Here is a 16,893-nt window from a genome sequence, read left to right as displayed (position 1 = left end):
GCCAGGGGCGACCTATTACCATCACCGATTGTCAAACAAAAAAAGGGCAGGCGCCATTCGGCGTCCTGCCCTTTTTGCTTCCCGCTTTTGCCTCTCCCTAATCCCTGATCCCCAGCCCCTAGTCCCTGCGTCTCATACATGGAACTTCCGCGCCAGGTCGTTGTCGATCACGTAGACGCAGATCTCCTTGGCAGCCTGCTTGGTGTACTTGAATTTATCAGAGCTCAGGTTGTTGATCAGGAAGCTCACGTCGTCGCGGATCCGCTTGTCGTAGGTCTTGAAGGCCTCGGTGTCGTAGTCCTTGATGGCGCGCCGGAAGTTGGCATTTTCCAGGAACGGCTCCAGCACTTTCTCTTTCAGGTTGTACACGTAACGGTCGTGCAGGTCCTGGTACAGCGCGGTCTCCTGCGGCCGTTTCCCCTCCACCAGGATCTCCTGGGTAAGTGCCCGCCCGGTGTACTCCTTCTGGGTCTCTCTCCTGAAACGATGCCGGCTCTCCTCGTCTGCCTTCTGTCCCAAGAGCCTCCCCTCGATGGCCAAAAGGAACTCCTCGGTAATCTCCAAACGTTCCCCGGTGAACCGGCACACCTCGACGGAACCCGGCTCGAAGTTGACGGCGAACATGTAGTGCAGGGTGTCGCGCTCGATCTGCGCCTCGTTGTAGTAGTAGAGCGCCTCCTTCACCTCCTGGAGCACCACGAAATCGTAGTTGTGCACCAGGCTCTCCATGAACCCCTCGGGAATCAGCTCCTTGAGTTCCTTTCTCCAGCGCAGGAAGAAGGTGGAAAGGTGACTCATGTTGATCATCTTGTCCTTGCGGGCGTAGGCCGCATAGAAATCGGAGAAGATCTTGATCGATTCGCGCCCCGAGAAGCCGTGATCCCCTTCGTGCTCGCTCTCGGCGATGATTTTCTTGCGCCGTTTGGCGGTGAGCCGTTTGCGGTCCTCCTCGGTAAGCCACTCCGGGATGTGCCCGGTGTAGATCTCCATCTTGAGGATCTGCAGGTGTTCGTCGCAGTAGAGCCGGTACTTCTCGGGATCGCCGATCCACTCGATGAGCGCGTCCGACTTGATGTTCATCCTGGTGGAGATGATCACCCGGGCGAAGTTGTGCAACACCCGCGGCAGGAAGCTGCCGTCGATGTGCTTGCCGAAGATGTTCCGGTAGATCTCCACCTCGGTATTGAGGTCCATCACGTAGGGGATGTTGATGAACTCGATGCGGTCGGTGAAGGACTGTACTCCTTCGATGGAACGCTCGTCCTCGGGGTTCATGAGCGCGATGAAGAGCGAGCGGACGTTCTCCTCGATGTCCTCGACCTTGTGGATCCCCTCGGAGATGATGTTGTGCAGCTCCAAGAGCCGCTCGGCGTTGTGCGACTTAACATCCATGAGGGCGTAGATGCCGTTGTTGGTCCGGGCGAAGTTGGAGAAGAGGTACTTCACCTCGTTCGAATCACCCAACAGGTGATCGATCCGCTTTTGCAACAGCTCGTTGGTGAGAACGATCTGCCGCATCGGCTTGTCGCCGGGGTTGAACACGGTGATCCCCTCGCCCAGGCGACGGTTGAAGCGGTAGGGACGGACCTGGATCATCTTGAAGAGGTCAGCCGGGTCCTCGAGCCGCGCCGAGAGGGCCTGGAACAGCGAGCTGCAGATGGTGCAGGGCGCATCCCTGAAGACCCAGTCGTACTCCTTCTCGGTAAAGAGCTGCCATTTGAAGGAGTCGTTGTTGAACAGGTCGTCGAAGAAGGGGCGCCGCTGCACCTTGTCGATCATGAGGAGCGGACTGTCGTGCGACGGACAGGGGATTTCCACCACGTCGTTGCGGTGCAGTGACCCCTTGGCCTCGTTCAGGTCCTGCGGGTCGAGCTCGTACTCGTCCAACAGGTGCGACAGTTTCTCCATGAAGGCCCCGACCTGGTGTTCCTTGAAGCGCCCCAGGATACGCCGGTCCAGGTGCCAGACCACCTCGTAGGTGCGCCCGGCCTCGGTGTTGGCGTATTCCTCGAACTTCATCAGGAGGTTGTTGAGGAAGGTGCTCTTTCCCGAACCCGGCGGTCCTTCGAAGATGTAGATCTTGTTCTGGCGTGCCCCGCTCTTCATAGCGGCCACATGGTTCATGAACCGGTTGGCGAAGAGCCGGTCGGCGAAGAAGGGGCGGTCTGAATTTTCTACGAAGAGCCTACGGGTGTCGAAGCTGGCGAAGTTGATCGACTCGGGGTCGTCGGGGTACTCGTCTACCCCCTGGCTCACGTAGCTCTTCACCATGTCGTGGAACAGCTGGAAGACGTTGCGCATCATCTGCGCCGGATGCTCGGCCACCAGCTTGATGTACTCCTGGTAGGAGATTGCGCCACCCTTTTCCCGTTCCACGATGGTGCGGCTTAGCTGTTTGAGTACGGTTTCGATGTCTGGCATGGCTTGTCCCGCCTGTCACAGGGTCTTACGATTCAAGGTCTTGTTCTTCATGGTGTAGAGCACCCGCTGCCAGGTGATCTGCGGTTCCTCGGCCCCCTCACGGCCGGCGCCGCGCGGCGCGTCCACCACCGCCTCGCTGGTCTCCAGCTGGACCTCGTTACCCCAGAGGAACTCGATCCCTACCAGCGTGTTGGCGATGTACTCCTGCACCAGCTGCTTCCCCTCGAAATGGTGCACCAGGTAGAGCGTGCCGTTCTCGCCGCGCTCCGGAGCGATCTCGATGTAGGGAGGGTGGTACAGGGATGCCAGCACCATGTCCCGGTAATCCTCGGCCTTACGGCTCTTCACGTAGTACTGCCAGACCATGCGCTGGGGATCCAGGCGCTTGCCGGTAACGAACAGGTTATGGCGGTCAGTGAACTCCTGGTCCACGAAGTACTTGATGAACAAAAAGTCGGAGAGCTCGGAGCGCACCTTGTAGATCAGTTGGTCGCCCAGGCCCGCGTCCGTTTTGTAATTCTTGCGCGCCTCGGCATCAGTGAGGCGGTGGAAGTCGTACCCCACCCGACCGGCGTCGCCCGCTTCCTTTAAAAACTGCATGAGCCGCATCCCCAAGGCATAGGGGTTCATGCCGACCCGCGGCAACGAGGTGACGCCAGCGTGCACCCGGGCGAAGTCGACCTCGTGCCCCTTGATCCGGTCGTCCTCGAGAAAGAGCTTCTCGTGCCAGTAGCTCGCCCACCCCTCGTTCATGATCTTGGTGCGGATCTGGGGCTGGAAGAAGATCGACGTCTTCCTCACGACCTCGAGTACCGAGCGCATCCACTGGTTCTCCTCGCGCGCCAGAAACTCCGAGTTCTCGATCAAGAAGCGCAACAGGTCGTGGCGCTCACGGTGCTGCACCCCGGCGTTCCTGGCGAAGTGGGCATCGAGCTCAGGATACTTGGCGATCACGTCGGCAAAAAAGAGCTGCTCGCCGCGCTCCGAACCATGCGCCTGCACCAACTCGTTGAAGTGCGCCACCTCTTTCAGGTAGTCGCCGATCGCGACTTTTTTGACCGCCTGCAAGAAGACGTCGAAGTAGTAGTTGAGCCGTGCCGAGCACTCTGCGGCACTCGGTGCCAGAAGCGGCGAGAGCTCCTCGTGGTACCCCACCAGGTTGTCGATGGAACGGGCGAACTCCAGGATGTAGTCGACCCAGCGCCCCTTCTCGGCGCGCAGCTTGGCGATGACCCGCTTGTCCGAGAGCGCTTCGCCGGTGAAGTCGTACTCCCAGGTGTGCCGGAAGCAGTGGTTGTTCTGGAAGAAGTCGATATGCCCCAGCACGTGGTAGAAGATCATCACGTTCAACCAGTCCGGATTGTTGTCGTTGTAAAAAGAGATGGCCGGCCGGGTGTTGATGACGGTTTCGTAGGGGTTGTGCGGGTAGAGCTCGTACTCCCCCTTGCCGCGCAGCACCTCGACGTCGTGCACCCAGTAGTCGTAGAGCGTGGGGATCATCACCTTGGGTGAGAGTTCGATCAGGTCCCGGTTGGTGACGATGTACTCCAGGGTTTCGTCGGTAAAGGAGAGGCCCGCCTCGCGCGCCCGTACCTTGCACCCTTCCATGATCTCTTTGGTATGTTGGTTGATCAGTTCCATAACAGCCTCTGGATGATCGGTATCCGTTTTATGAGGGGGACTGGCTCCGCCAGGTGCCTGCCCCCTTTCCGCCCTTGGTCAGCAGCGTCGGGCGCTTGATTATTCGCCTCTACCTGAACGCCCTTGTCCCTTGCGGAAGAAGCCGCCCTTGATTCGCTGCAGCTGACCTCGCGTCCCCCCCTTTGAAAGGGGGGGACAGGGGGGATTGCCCCTAGGAAATCAGCTTCCTGATCCCGTCGATGACCCGGGCTTCCTCGGCGTCCTCGGTCATCACGTCCATGCGCAGCAGGTCCGCCTTGTCGCGCAAAAGCCCCGACCCTTCGAGGTAGCGTGCCACCTCGGTCCACTGGGTGCCGCTGTGCTCGGCGATGGTCACCCCCATGCGGCTTACGTAGCTGAGCATCTTCACCAGCTCGGGGATCGACTTGTCGCCGCCGGTGTCCCAGTCGTCGCCGTCGGTGCCGTGGAACACATAGATGTTGTAGTCGGCCGCCAGGTTTTCCTTGGCGACGATCTCGTTCACCAGCTTGTAGGCGCTGGCCACCTCGGTGCCGCCAGCCACCCGCGAGTTGTAGTAGGTGTTGAAGTCGGGGACTTCCTTCGCCTCGGTGTCATGCAGGATGAAGCGCGATTCCACCTGCCCCGCGTACTGGTACAAGAGCCAGCTGTAGATCATGACGTGCTGGGTGCAGACCAACTCGGTCACCTTGCCGGCCATGGAACCTGAGTAGTCGCGCAGGAAGAAGACCATGGCCTGCGGCTCGTAGTCCTTTTCCATGGAGAAGATCCGGTACACCTTGTCGCGCGGCGAGATCAGGAAACGGCTCGGGTCGATATCCCCCACGTCCGGGAGGTTCCCCAGCGCGATGTTGGTCTCCACCAGCTTGCGCAAGGTCGCCTTCTTGTCCAGCACCTGGCCGGAGCCGCGGTTGCGGTCGGTAAGATCGTAGACGTAGCGGGTGAAGGAGCGTTTCTTACCCTTTTCGCGCAGGTTGGGGAGCTGGAACTGCTCGGTCAGCACGCGGCCCAGTTCGTAGGCCGAGGTGTCCAGTTCGTGGGCCTCACCTTCGCCCTGCCCCGGCCCCTGCCCCGAGTCCTCACCGGTTTCCCGCACCTTCTGCTCGCCGATGACCTCGCCTTCCTCACCCTTGCCGGCCCCGCCGGTCGATCCCCCTTCGCCGGGAGGACGGATGGTCGGGTCGTGGACCAGCTTCTCCTCCTCCGTCGAGGGGACCACCACGATCTTCCCTTTGCCACCTTTCCCCGGCTTTACCAGGCGCCCCACCTTGATCTTGCGGGGGAAGCCGTCCTTCTCGCGCTGCCGGTCCCGCTCCAGGAGTTCGTCGAGCGCCTTCATCTGCATGGTGAAGGGGTTGGCCACCCGCTCCTGGGCCTGCAGGACAGCCAGGTCGTGCCAGGTGTAGAGCCCGCGGGAAAAGAGCGGGAACGGGCCACCACGGTCACCGGTGGAGATCTCGCGATGTCCCGGCAGGACCAACTCCCGCGCGAACCGCTCGGCTCGTTCCGGGTCCAGCCCCTTCGCTTTCAGCTCTTCCAGGTATTTTTCCGGATCTTTCATGGCGTCCATCCGCCCTCGTTGACAATTGCCCTACTTAAAGTGGACCTGTAGCCTCTCAAGGCTCCAGTAACCTCTGACCAGCTCTGGACGCGACCCCAGGGTGAGTGTCACTCCGTGGCAACCTCCCGCAAGGGGAGGGGGGGCTTCGCGCCCCTGCCTCTAGCTCTCGTCCTCCTGAGTGCAGAAGTACTCGATGGTTTTCTGGGCACAGGTGCGGCAGTAGCCGAGCTTGCCGAGCATGGTCACGATCATGCGGTCGTAGAGCTTCTGGTTCTCCTCGTTGGTTCGGTTGGCCAAGGCGCCGATCAGGCTTCCCGCGCCGGCAATGTCCGACTTGAGCCTCACATCGGTGACCGCCTTCACCAGTTCGAGGTTGTCCATGAAGTCGTAGTTCGGATCGACCGAGATCTTCTGGCCGTAGATCTTGCGGATCGAGGTCCTGAACGAGGCGCGCTGTTCCTCGGTCTTGAGCCCGATGCGCTCCTCGACGCTCTTCACGTAACGCTCGTCGATCTTCAGCGCCCGCAACTCGCCGGTCTGGGGATCCTTGTACTTCCACATCCGGTCCGGCCCCAGGTTCTCGGCGTCGATGCCGATGATCATGTTCACGTAGTTCTGCACATCCTTGCGGATGGCCATCGGCTCGTCCATGTAGGCGTTGAACATCTCGGTCATGATCCGCTCACGGTAGAGCTTCTTGCCGGTCTTCAGGTCCTCGAGGTACTTTGCGCGCTCGTTGGTATCCACCACGTAGTCGAGCACCACCCGTTCCAGGGCCTTGAAGATGTCGTAGGCGACCATGCAGCGCCCCTCGTTGGTGTCCGAGCTCTCCTTGAGGATCTGGATGCTGCGCCCTAAAGAGCGATGCCCAAGCCCGCGCTGTCCGAAGCGCTTGGTGATGTCCGGTTCCTGCCCCAAGGCGTCGATCACCTCGGCGAGCGCCTTGATGCTCTTCTCGCCGGCCACCTCGCCGGCCGCGAGCTTCATGGTCTCGATGGGGGTCAGCTTCTCGCTCCGCGGCAACCGGGTCAGCACCACGCCTACCGATGCCGCGTAGTTCAGGTTCGGATCCTGGTGCAGCGTCTCCTTGGTCAAGGTCGTCTTCGAGTCGGAGCCGATAGCATAGGAGGTGAGCCCTTCCTGCATTCGGTAGTTGGTGTTGTGCGACACGTAGCAGATGCGGCAACGGTCCACGATCGGCGCCTCTTCCTTCTCGGCCAGGAAGCGGTTGAATTCGGAGTTGTTGCTGGTGGCAATGATCATCGAGTCGATGGGCCACTTGTAGCCGTCGATCTCGATGGCCCGGTTCTGGATGACACCGAGGTACACCTGGACCAGGTCCTTCTTGTTCTTGAAGATCTCGTCCGAGAAGTGGATGCCACCCCCGGCCACGCGGGCCAGCGCGCCGCGTCTCAAGTCGAAGCGGTACGGGTTGTTGGTGTCGGTGATGTGCAGCAGGCGCTGGATCGATTCTTCACCCAGGAGGTCCACCGCCGAGGACGTGATCTTGTCCTTGGCGGGATACTTGCCGGTCAGGGTCCCCAGGCTCTCGCTCATGGGAACCGGGATCACCGCCAACTGATCCAGCATCGCTTCGAGGTTGTTGTCGGCGTGCTGGCGGATGTCGTTCCAGATGTAGCCGCTGCAGGCCCCCAGGGGACGGTAGTTCCGGTACAAAAGATCCAGCTCGTCCTCGGTGAAGCCCCCCTGCTCGGCCAGAAAGCGCCGGTTCTCCTCGACGCTGTCGTAGAAGTTCATGGCCAGGATCATGGGGTCCTCGTAGGTCTGCGAATCGATTTCGCGGATCTTGCCGTAGGTCCCCAGCTTGTCCATGTTCAGGAAGCGGAAGCTGTATTTGCGGTTTCGCTCGCGGGCCAGGAAGTTGCGGTACTGGGCGCAGAGGAACTCCACGAAGAAGGTCTTGCCGTTGCCCGGCTCACCGACCAGCACGAAGGCCATCTCCTTGCTGGAGCCCCCTTCGGCCGCATCCTTGACGAATGAGACGAAACTGTTGATTTCGTCGTACATCCCGATGGTGTGTTTGCGTCCGGTGCGAAAGATGTTGAAGTCGTAGGTAGTCTTGGCGTTCACCACGACCTTCTCGAAACCCTGTTCCAGGATCATGCGGCTGATGCCTTGGAACGCGTTTTCAAAGACCCTTTCCCCTGCCTTGACGGCGGTCAGATGCTGCCGGAGCGAGTTGTTCTTCTGCGCAGTCATGGTTTTCCTCCGCGTCCTACTGCTCAAGATATCTCTCTCATTGATTTGCAAGCTCTCGAAAAAATGATACGCCTTTCCCCAATTTTATGCCGTTTTTTTTCGCCGCTGCGACTGGACTTAGCTTTCATGAGAAGCTGCGCGGGCCTTCTAATCGTGCAGCTAATGAACTAGACACCTATTGTATACCCCATGTTCCGCAGTGCAACAGGTGCCAGGTTGGTTGACAAGGAGTTACCAAAAGCCGCTTCCGTTTTAACCAACCTTTGCTACTATTCAGAGAGGACCAGCATCATGAGAAAGAAGACATGGAGGGACTTATGTGGAAAAAACTTTCGGCTGTCTTTGCTGTCATACTCGCCTTGACCCTGACCGGTTGTGGCAGTAGCAGCGGCCCAACGGTGTACACCACCCAAATAACGCGGAACATCAATGTCGATGGCTACATACTGAACGGGACCTCGGTCAACCTGGGAACTGCCAACGTGTTCGCCGGCATTGACTCTTTAGGAGGAGATTTCCGGAGTTTTTTGGACTTCTCGTTAGCGTCTAATCTCCCGCCAAATGCGGTGATCGACTATGCGGGATTACGGCTCTACATCAACGACATTTTGCCAGGAGGAGCGTCGGTTCCCATTCGTATCGAGCTGGTTGAATTTATCCCCCCGCTTAGTGCCGCTGACTTCAATACCCCCGCGGTCGGATCCACGGTAGTCCTCGATACCATTACACCTGCGGATTTAGGAAACATCGTCCCCATCGACGGCTACATCGAGATCCCGGTCACCCCGTTGGTCCAAACTGCCTGGAGCCACGGCAACTTCTTCCAGGTGCGCATCATGTATGGCCCGAGTCTGGTTCCTCCCGGTGTTATCTCAATCAACGAGACCACATCCCCACCCGAGCTGAGGGTCGACTTCTTTTAGCCGAAGCCGGGGCGCTGAAACAGAAAAGGGGAACCAGCTACGGTTCCCCTTTCCTGCGTCCTTTCCTCTATTCTCTACCCCGCCAAGAGATACCGGCTCACGTCGATCTGGTGCCGGTTCGGGTCCAAGGTCCCGATGATCCTCCGACCCACCGCCGGGTCGGCCAGGTCGAGCAGCACTCCGTCCACCTCACGTCCCTGCGGGTCGGCGATCACCTTCACCCGGGGATGCCCCAGGCGGTCCGGGTCGCGATGGTTCCCCACCACGACCGCCAGCTCACCGCTGTCCAGTTGCAACAGCGAGCCGACCGGGTGCAGCCCGAGACAGCCCAGGAAGAGCTTCACGAGCCCCCAGTCGTAGGTCTTGCCAGCCTGGGTCAAGAGGTAGCGCAGCGCCGTCTCCGGCGGGAAGGGTACTCCGTTGGCCTGCGGGAGGGTGGTGAGCAAGTCGTAGCGGTCCGCGATGCTGATGATCCTGCCGAAGAGCCCCAGCCACTTGTAGGGAAAGCTTGGGTAGCCGGAGAAATCCGCCAGCAGGTGGTGCTCGAAGGCCGCGGTGACGATCCGCGAGGTGAGGCTGTCGAGCCCGCGCGAGCGCATCGCGTTACGCACCCCGGTCAGGGGATGGCTCTCCAGCAGCTGCCGTTTTTCGCCGGTCAACAGGGCAGGTTCGCGCTCCCTGAGATCCTCGGGGAGCCCGGCCATGCCGATGTCGTGGAACAGGGCGGCCATGCCCAGCTCGGAGAGGGTGAACTTGGACATCCCGAGGCGCCGTCCCAGGGCGAGCGACAGGATACAGACGTTGGTGGCATGACTGCGGCCGGCCCAGTTCCGGTTCGGCGTGCAGGTCCCCAAAAGGCTCGCCTCGTCGCTTGCCATCAGGTCGATGATCTGCTGTACCACCCGCTTGGCGGAGCGCAGCCGCAGCTGTTTGCCCGCGGCGGCGTTGGCCATCTCCCCGGCAATCGCCTCGGCGGCCCGCTGGTACAAAAGCCGCGCCTTCAACCCCTCCAGGCGCAGGTGCAACCGCCCCACCGGCACCTTGGGAACGTCCTCGGGCTGAGCCTCCACCTCGATACCGGCGATGGAGAGCTGCTGCATCCGGTCCAGGATCCGGCTGTACCGGTCGTTACCCCCTGCCGGCTCCAGGTCCCGCAGGATGTAGATGAAGTTCTGCACCCCCTGCGCGGTCAACCCGTCGCCGAAACCTATGCCACCCACGTTTTGCCGGGCGAACTCGTCGATCATGAACCCGAAACTGGTGAAGGCACCGTTGTCGGGCTTGAGTCGGACATCTCCCAGGTACAGGGTGTGCCCCTTGACCCGGATCAGCGCCTCCTCGTTGCGGCGTCGGATCTCTTCTACCGTCTTGAGCAGGTCGTCGACGGGCGTTTCCATGGCCGCATGACCCGGTGCGTAGTTATGCGACGTCTTGATCAGGACGAAGAGCCTGCCGACCAGCCCCTTGCCCAGTTGCACCAATTCGTCGCGTTTGTTTGCCACCATCTCTGTCCCCTCAGGCCGCGTTCGTTCCCGCATCGCCATGCCGCGCCTGGACCGCCTGGTCGATGACCGCGCGCAATTCGGAGCTTCCCTGCCGACGCAGTTCATCAAGGAGCTGCCGGGCCGAGTCGTGACGGACCTTCAACAGCCCGGCGACCGCACACTGCGCACTCTCCCTCGACACCGCGCGCTTGAACCACCCCTTTTTCACCAGCATCTCCTTGAAAAGCGGCACCACCTGCCCCGCGCCGAGCTCCCCCAGGGTCTCGAACACAACGAGCCGCTCCTCCATCCCGCGGTGCTTCAGCTCCTCGCTGGCAGCCAGGGCCAGCAACGGCTTCAGGGCGAAGCTGAGCTGCTGCTGGGCGATGATCTTCAGTGCCCTCACGCGCAGGGCACTCGCGTCGTCGCGCAGGAACTTCAAAAGGTAGGGGCGCGCCTTGGGGTCCGGCGACTGGGCCAGAAAATTGAGGACCTCGCGGCGGATGCGCGCCTCCCGGTGCGTGCTGAGTCCGACGATCATCTTAAGCGCCTTGGGGCCACCGATCAGCGCGAGCACCAGGACCACGTTGCGCACCAGGTACCAGCGCGGATCGGCCAGGAACGGGGCGAAGAGTTCTGGGCGCGGGGCGCCCAGCTCGATGAGTACCTCGATGACCACCTTGCGCATCTTCAGCTTCTCGATGCGCCCCAGCAGCTCACAGATCCCCCCCAGGGAGGGGACCCCGAACACCAGGAGCAGCTCGTGCAAATCCTCGCGGCTGAGCGCATCGGTCTCGTTGATGGTCCTGGCCAGCGCCTGCAGCACCTCCTCGCCGAATATCTCGCCGAGTACTTCACCCACCTTCTGGCGCCGCTCGGCGGGGAGGCTCCCCAGGCCCATGAGCTGGCCCAGGAAGCGGACCAGGCGCTGCGCGTGGGGGACCTGACCGGTCACAAACAGGTCGATCGCCAGCTTCCCGGTGACGGCGGTGAAGTCCTCGAAGCTCGCCGGGTCCTGCACACCGGCCAGCGTCGCCGCCAGGATGCTGATCACATCGTCCGCCGGATTGCGGCGCGCATCTGCCTGCACCGCCTTGCGCAGCCAACCGGCCTCGTCGGCCGTCAGCATGAGCAGGTGCTTGGGAATCATCTGCTGGGGAGTTGCCGGCTGTTCCGCGAGCGCCGTGGTGATCTCGCTGAGAGCCTCCTGCTGGGAGGCCACCGCCTCGCCTTCGATCACCAGGGTATCGATGCCGACCAGGTCTTCCTCGAGGAGGTAGCTCACGTGGGGGAGATGTGCTCCCCACAGGCGGGTCACCACGTCATCGTCGTCCCGGTCCGGGCGCTCGAACCCGGCAATATCCAGGAAAGTGGCCAGCTCGGCCCCCTGGATCCCGCTGGCGAACTGGACCACCCGGATGCCGTCGGCGTGCAGCCGCAGGGCCAGGTTGTCCCGCCTATCCTCGTTGCGGTAGAGTTCGCTCCCCCGGTAGCTCAGGGAAAACGGTTCCACCTCGAGAGGGAAGGAGCCGTAGCGCGCCAGGTGCGCCCCGAGCTTCTCCTCGAGTTCCTCCAGGTACTTGACCAGCACCGGATTGTTGGCCAGGTAGGTGCGCACCCCCTTGGCGCTGCGCAGCAGAGCGGCCATCACCTCGGTCGCCGAGCGGAGCTCCTCCTGGGCGTGGTCCGGCTGTGTCCCCGGTGCTTTTGCAGTCTGTCCTGAGCGTTCCTGGTGATCCATGCGCTGGCAAAATCCTCCTTACGGCTCACGCTGCCACTGCCCGCCATCCCGAAACTCTCCGCTCCGGTCGGTCGAGCGGCGACAGCACGCGCTCTTCGCAACCTATATTCGGCTTATTTACCGTAAAACTGAAGCAAATTCATGAAGAGCTCAGGAAATTGCTTTCAATGTGAGGAGGTACCTCTTAGGTTCGGGCCGTACCCTGCGGTTTGGCAGGCGCAAAAAAAGGGAACCGGCGCTGAGCCGATTCCCCTTTTCCTGGTACCTAGGCAGGTTGGGCTGCCAATTACATCATGCCGCCCATGCCGCCCATGCCACCCATGCCGCCCATACCGCCCGGCATTGCCGGCATACCGCCGTCTTCCTTCGGCTTGTCGGCGATCATCGCCTCGGTGGTCATCATGAGACCGGCAACCGAGGCCGCGTTCTGCAGCGCGTAGCGGGAAACCTTGGTCGGGTCGATGATGCCGGCCTCGAGCATGTCGACGTAGGTGTCGTCTGCGGCGTTGTAGCCGAAGGAGCCCTGGCCGTTTTTCACCTTGTCCACCACGATCGAGCCGTCCACGCCCGCGTTCTGGGCGATCTGGCGGATCGGCTCCTCGATGGCGCGCTTGATGACGTTGACGCCGAACTGCTGCTCGGGGGAGAGCTGCAGCTTCTCGAGGGAAGCCATGGCGCGCAGGTAGGCGACGCCGCCGCCGGGGACGATCCCCTCGTCGACCGCAGCGCGGGTAGCGTGCAGCGCGTCTTCCACGCGGGCCTTCTTCTCTTTCATCTCGACTTCGGTAGCGGCACCGACCTTGATCACGGCAACGCCGCCCACCAGTTTCGCCAGACGCTCCTGGAGCTTCTCGCGGTCGTAGTCGGAGGAGGTCTCCTCGATCTGGGCACGGATCATCTTGACGCGGCCCTGGATGTCAGCCTCTGCGCCGTAGCCGTCGATGATGGTGGTGTTGTCCTTGTCGACGGTGATCTTCTTCGCGTTACCCAGCATGTCCATGGTGGTGTTCTCGAGTTTGAAGCCGACTTCCTCGGAGATCACCTTGCCGCCGGTCAGGATGGCGATGTCTTCCAGCATCGCCTTGCGGCGGTCGCCGAAGCCCGGGGCCTTGACGGCGCAGACGTTCAGGACGCCGCGCAGCTTGTTGACCACCAGGGTGGCCAGGGCCTCGCCTTCGATGTCCTCGGCGATGATCAGCAGCGGACGGCCGCTCTTCGCGGTCTGCTCGAGTACCGGGAGGAGGTCCTTCATGTTGGAGATCTTCTTGTCGTGGATCAGGATCGAGACGTTCTCGAGGTTCGCCTCCATGCGCTCCGGATCGGTCACGAAGTACGGGGAGAGGTAGCCGCGGTCGAACTGCATCCCTTCCACGGTCTCCAGGGTGGTTTCCATCGCCTTGGCTTCCTCGACGGTGATGACCCCTTCCTTGCCGACCTTCTCCATCGCCTGGGCGATGATGTCGCCGATGGTCTTGTCGTTGTTGGCGGAGATGGTACCGACCTGGGCGATCTCTTTGTGGTCCTTGATCGGCTTGGAGATGGACTTCAGTTCAGCAACCAGGGTCTCCACAGCCTGGTCCAGGCCGCGCTTGATCTCCATCGGGTTGTGACCTGCGGCGACCAGCTTGGAACCCTGGCGGTAGATAGCCTGGGCCAGGACGGTAGCGGTGGTGGTGCCGTCGCCAGCCACGTCGGAGGTCTTCGATGCCACTTCCTTGACGAGCTGTGCGCCCATGTTCTCGAACTTGTCTTCCAGCTCGATTTCCTTGGCGACGGTGACGCCGTCCTTGGTGATGAGCGGTGCGCCGTAGGATTTCTCGATGACCACGTTGCGCCCTTTGGGGCCCAGGGTCACTTTCACGGCGTCGGCCAGGGTATTGACACCTTTAAGGATGCAGTTGCGGGCATCCTGGTCGAATTTGATGATCTTTGCAGCCATGGTTTGATATCCTCCTTGGGATGTTATGCGTCAAGCGATGTTGAGGGAAAGCATCGGGGGACGTGCCCCGGAAACGGGATTACTTCTCGACGACGCCGAGGATGTCATCCTCGCGCATGATCAGGAAGTCCTCGCCATCGAGTTTCACTTCGGTCCCTGCGTACTTGCCGAACAGTACCTTGTCGCCCACCTTCAAGTCGATCGGGAACACCTTGCCGTCCTCGCCCCTCTTCCCGTTGCCAACCGCGACAACCTCGCCCTGCTGGGGCTTCTCTTTCGCGGTCTCCGGGATGTACAGCCCACCGGCGGTCATGGTTGCTTCCTCAACCCTCTTCACGATGATACGGTCCTGCAGCGGTCTCAGATTCATGCCTTACTCTCCTTTCGTTGAGATCGAGGATCTCTCGTAGTAGAAAAAGTATTAGCACTCCATACTGCCGAGTGCTAATCGCCTGCTAAATATAAACAGCATGCCTTTAAAAATCAAGGGGCCGGCAAAATTAAATTTACCGGCCCTTCATGATGCATAACTTACTGTTTTTCCGCCGGATAGCGGCACCAGCCTCCCGGCGGCGCAAAAAATTCCGCCGGCCGGGACGGGAGCGCCGGAATCACCCGGCCAGAATCGGTTACCACTTCCGCCTGGACAACTCTTCCTGGTAGAACTTCTGGTAGAGGATCTCCCATTCGCGGCTGCCGGGGACCTTCGCCTGGCTGTAAGAGGCGAGCTTGTCCCGGACCGCCTGGTCCACCTGCCCCATCACCGAGAAGAACCCCTCGATGGACCCCTTGATGCAGTCCAGGGCGCGCCGCTCGTCGGGGAAGTCGGCCAGGTCGTCGTTGTAGAGCTTGTCGTAGATCTTGTGGGCGATATGCGAGATGCGGTCTTCGGTTATCTGCATGGCTGACTCCTGGTGGTAGCGGCGCGTGACTACGCCGCCGGTTGACGGCTACAGGACGATCTTTCGTTCCTTGGCGAGCTTGTCCTTGATCATCTTGAGCATCTTGTGCCGGTCGATGCCGGCGCCGCCCCCCATGCCCCGCAGCGACTGCTCCAGAAGCTGCTCGGCGTCCCGCTCCAGCGCCTGCTCCGCCTTCAGGTCCGCATCGATCGCCCCGCGGATTGCCGCCAAAAGCGCCGGACGTCCCTGTTTCTCGTCGATCAGCGCGCCCCGTTCCAGCTCTCCCAGGACCTTCTCAGCAAGGCGCGCGATCTGTTCGTCTCTCAGCCGCATCGGTACCCCCCATAAAAGTGTTGGCGTATTCTACGGCAAACGGGCAAAATAGCAATCTGATTTCCCGCAGTCGGCGGCTTGCGCACCACGCCGGCGCGCCGCTCTTTCCTCATAATTTTGCTGCTGCTTCTCAGTCGCCAAGACCCCGCCGACACAGGCTGCGCCGGCCTCTCAAGCAGAGGCTGAGACGCACGTTGCAACGCTTAAAAATCCTTGCTTTCTGTCTACAGCAAAGCTATCATACGCCCAGGATTTAGCTCTCTCTGCCCTGCCCGTTAGGTTACTAACGCCCCTGCGGAATAATTCATTGTACGGGCGACTGTTACGATCGTGGTGTGCTGCCCCATTGCGCGGGAATTGCCTAAAGCGATCTACAGGAGCCCACCTGATTGGGAACTCGCTGTGAGGCCCCGAACCAACGGCATGGTGGAGAGAGCAGTATGAAATGAGGGACCGTAGCCGCGGTCCCTTTTTTTGTTCTTGCGCTTTATGTTTTTAACAGTATATAGGGAGCTGGTTGACAGTACCAGGATGCACCTGATTCTACGTTAGCTGCGAGGTAACCGGTGGCACTCATGCTGGAAAAGCTCCCGCCCTGGCTCGTGCTGGTGATCGGCTTTGTGCTGGTCGCCTGCCTCGGAGTCCTTGACTATCTCACCGGCGACTACTCGCTGCTCATCTTCTACGCCATCCCGGTGGCACTCGAGGCCTGGTTCCTGGGGCGTGCCGGCGCGGTGGCGATCTCGCTCGCCTCGGGACTTGCCCGACTCGCCTCCGACTACCTGAGCTACACCGGAACCCGCTTCAGCTACTGGAACTCCCTGCAGGACACCGCCTTCTTGCTCATGATGGGGCTCTTGATCGCCTGGGTGCGCCAACTCCTGCAGGAGGAGAGCACCGAGTCCGAGCACCGGCACAAGGAACACTGATCCCCGCCCAATCCACCACGGAGGTGAGAGATGAAGGTAACCGCATTCAACGGCAGCGCACGCAAGGGGGGCAACAGCACCCTGCTCATCAACCGGGTCTTCTCCGAGCTGCACCAGGAGGGGATCGAAACCGAGCTGGTGGAACTGGCGGGCTCGCCGATCCGCGGCTGCATCGCCTGCTACGGCTGTTTCAAAAACCGGGACCGGCGCTGCACCATCAAGGACGACCTGGTGAACGACGCCATCGAGAAGATGGTCGCCTCGGACGGGATCCTGATTGCCTCGCCCACCTACTTCGCGGACATCACCAGCGAGACCAAGGCGCTCATCGACCGCGCCGGGATGGTGGGGCGCGCCAACGACTTCCTGTACCGGCGCAAGGCGGGTGCCGCGGTGGTGGCGGTCCGGCGCGGCGGCGCCATCCACGCCTTCGACAGCATCAACCACTTCTTCCTCATCTCGGAGATGGTGGTACCGGGATCGAGCTACTGGAACATCGGGATCGGCAGGGAGATCGGGGAGGTCGAAGCGGATGCCGAAGGGATGGCGACCATGGAGACCCTGGGGCGCAACATGGCCTGGCTTCTGAAGAAACTCAAGGATTGACGGGTTCTTGGGGCCGCAACGCAAAAAGGGCGGAGTCCGTGGACTCAACGCCCTTACTTAAAGTGTTGAAAAACTCGTAACGTAAGGTATACTCCCTCTAATCTTCGGGTTAGGGGGAGTATTTTTATGACTGAAGCTCAACAACCTGCCCAAATCACTCGCATTCCTCCTGCCT

General features: G+C 61.1%; 11 protein-coding genes, 1 other RNA gene and 1 pseudogene. 4 read left to right on the top strand and 9 right to left on the bottom strand.

Annotation, left to right across the window (positions count from 1 at the left end; all coding sequences use genetic code 11):
- Window positions 1-132: 132 nt before the first annotated feature.
- The 4 genes from H7688_RS17775 to H7688_RS17760 all read right to left on the bottom strand — a co-directional run bounded on the left by H7688_RS17775 (window position 133) and on the right by H7688_RS17760 (window position 7,861).
- Window positions 133-2,421 (bottom strand): serine protein kinase PrkA, encoded by a 2,289-nt coding sequence (locus H7688_RS17775; protein WP_183362557.1) that lies wholly within the window; start codon window positions 2,419-2,421, stop codon window positions 133-135.
- Between the two features lie 15 nt (window positions 2,422-2,436).
- Window positions 2,437-4,062 carry a SpoVR family protein gene (locus H7688_RS17770; protein WP_183362556.1) on the bottom strand — a complete coding sequence of 542 codons (1,626 nt, stop codon included), beginning with the start codon at window positions 4,060-4,062 and terminating at the stop codon, window positions 2,437-2,439.
- Window positions 4,063-4,273: 211 nt separating this feature from the next.
- Window positions 4,274-5,641: a DUF444 family protein gene (locus tag H7688_RS17765; protein ID WP_183362792.1), complete on the bottom strand. Its 1,368-nt coding sequence runs from the start codon at window positions 5,639-5,641 to the stop codon at window positions 4,274-4,276.
- A 159-nt stretch (window positions 5,642-5,800) separates the two neighbouring features.
- Entirely contained in the window at window positions 5,801-7,861 is a 2,061-nt protein-coding gene (locus tag H7688_RS17760) for a serine protein kinase PrkA (protein ID WP_183362555.1), read from the bottom strand.
- Between the two features lie 317 nt (window positions 7,862-8,178).
- On the opposite strand from H7688_RS17760, the gene H7688_RS17755 reads away from it, so the two are divergent.
- On the top strand, window positions 8,179-8,784 hold the full coding sequence (locus H7688_RS17755; RefSeq protein WP_183362554.1) for a hypothetical protein: 606 nt from the start codon (window positions 8,179-8,181) through the stop codon (window positions 8,782-8,784).
- Between the two features lie 74 nt (window positions 8,785-8,858).
- Here the strand turns inward: H7688_RS17755 and H7688_RS17750 are convergent, their stop codons facing one another.
- The 5 genes and pseudogenes from H7688_RS17750 to H7688_RS22715 all read right to left on the bottom strand — a co-directional run bounded on the left by H7688_RS17750 (window position 8,859) and on the right by H7688_RS22715 (window position 15,183).
- Window positions 8,859-10,289 (bottom strand): HD-GYP domain-containing protein, encoded by a 1,431-nt coding sequence (locus tag H7688_RS17750; RefSeq protein ID WP_183362553.1) that lies wholly within the window; start codon window positions 10,287-10,289, stop codon window positions 8,859-8,861.
- 10 nt (window positions 10,290-10,299) lie between these two features.
- Window positions 10,300-12,009 (bottom strand): HEAT repeat domain-containing protein, encoded by a 1,710-nt coding sequence (locus tag H7688_RS17745; protein WP_183362552.1) that lies wholly within the window; start codon window positions 12,007-12,009, stop codon window positions 10,300-10,302.
- Between the two features lie 286 nt (window positions 12,010-12,295).
- A complete protein-coding gene (gene groL, locus H7688_RS17740; RefSeq protein ID WP_183362551.1) occupies window positions 12,296-13,948 on the bottom strand; it encodes a chaperonin GroEL in 1,653 nt (550 codons plus the stop codon).
- Window positions 13,949-14,027: 79 nt separating this feature from the next.
- A complete protein-coding gene (gene groES / locus H7688_RS17735; RefSeq protein WP_183362550.1) occupies window positions 14,028-14,318 on the bottom strand; it encodes a co-chaperone GroES in 291 nt (96 codons plus the stop codon).
- Window positions 14,319-14,577: 259 nt separating this feature from the next.
- Window positions 14,578-15,183, bottom strand: a pseudogene (locus H7688_RS22715) (DUF507 family protein).
- 257 nt (window positions 15,184-15,440) lie between these two features.
- On the opposite strand from H7688_RS22715, the gene ssrS reads away from it, so the two are divergent.
- From ssrS to H7688_RS17710, 3 genes are all read left to right on the top strand, one after another.
- Window positions 15,441-15,620, top strand: a non-coding RNA gene (ssrS, locus tag H7688_RS17720) — 6S RNA.
- 138 nt (window positions 15,621-15,758) lie between these two features.
- Entirely contained in the window at window positions 15,759-16,112 is a 354-nt protein-coding gene (locus H7688_RS17715) for a hypothetical protein (RefSeq protein WP_183362547.1), read from the top strand.
- 30 nt (window positions 16,113-16,142) lie between these two features.
- Window positions 16,143-16,718: a flavodoxin family protein gene (locus H7688_RS17710; protein ID WP_183362546.1), complete on the top strand. Its 576-nt coding sequence runs from the start codon at window positions 16,143-16,145 to the stop codon at window positions 16,716-16,718.
- The last annotated feature ends 175 nt before the right edge of the window (window positions 16,719-16,893 follow it).

Source organism: Geomonas limicola, from assembly GCF_014193675.1.
Taxonomy (GTDB): Bacteria; Desulfobacterota; Desulfuromonadia; order Geobacterales; family Geobacteraceae; genus Geomonas; species Geomonas limicola.
The sequence above is the reverse complement of the archived record's forward strand: the minus strand, read 5'-3'. Positions and strand labels throughout refer to the sequence as shown.

What these genes read in the sequence shown, in the direction of transcription:
- H7688_RS17765 (WP_183362792.1), bottom strand. Translation starts at nt 5,641, where the DNA reads ATGAAAGATCCGGAAAAATACCTGGAAGAGCTGAAAGCGAAGGGGCTG.
- H7688_RS17775 (WP_183362557.1), bottom strand. Translation starts at nt 2,421, where the DNA reads ATGCCAGACATCGAAACCGTACTCAAACAGCTAAGCCGCACCATCGTG.
- H7688_RS17745 (WP_183362552.1), bottom strand. Translation starts at nt 12,009, where the DNA reads ATGGATCACCAGGAACGCTCAGGACAGACTGCAAAAGCACCGGGGACA.
- H7688_RS17715 (WP_183362547.1), top strand. Translation starts at nt 15,759, where the DNA reads ATGCTGGAAAAGCTCCCGCCCTGGCTCGTGCTGGTGATCGGCTTTGTG.
- groES (WP_183362550.1), bottom strand. Translation starts at nt 14,318, where the DNA reads ATGAATCTGAGACCGCTGCAGGACCGTATCATCGTGAAGAGGGTTGAG.
- H7688_RS17750 (WP_183362553.1), bottom strand. Translation starts at nt 10,289, where the DNA reads ATGGTGGCAAACAAACGCGACGAATTGGTGCAACTGGGCAAGGGGCTG.
- H7688_RS17770 (WP_183362556.1), bottom strand. Translation starts at nt 4,062, where the DNA reads ATGGAACTGATCAACCAACATACCAAAGAGATCATGGAAGGGTGCAAG.
- H7688_RS17710 (WP_183362546.1), top strand. Translation starts at nt 16,143, where the DNA reads ATGAAGGTAACCGCATTCAACGGCAGCGCACGCAAGGGGGGCAACAGC.
- H7688_RS17755 (WP_183362554.1), top strand. Translation starts at nt 8,179, where the DNA reads ATGTGGAAAAAACTTTCGGCTGTCTTTGCTGTCATACTCGCCTTGACC.
- groL (WP_183362551.1), bottom strand. Translation starts at nt 13,948, where the DNA reads ATGGCTGCAAAGATCATCAAATTCGACCAGGATGCCCGCAACTGCATC.
- H7688_RS17760 (WP_183362555.1), bottom strand. Translation starts at nt 7,861, where the DNA reads ATGACTGCGCAGAAGAACAACTCGCTCCGGCAGCATCTGACCGCCGTC.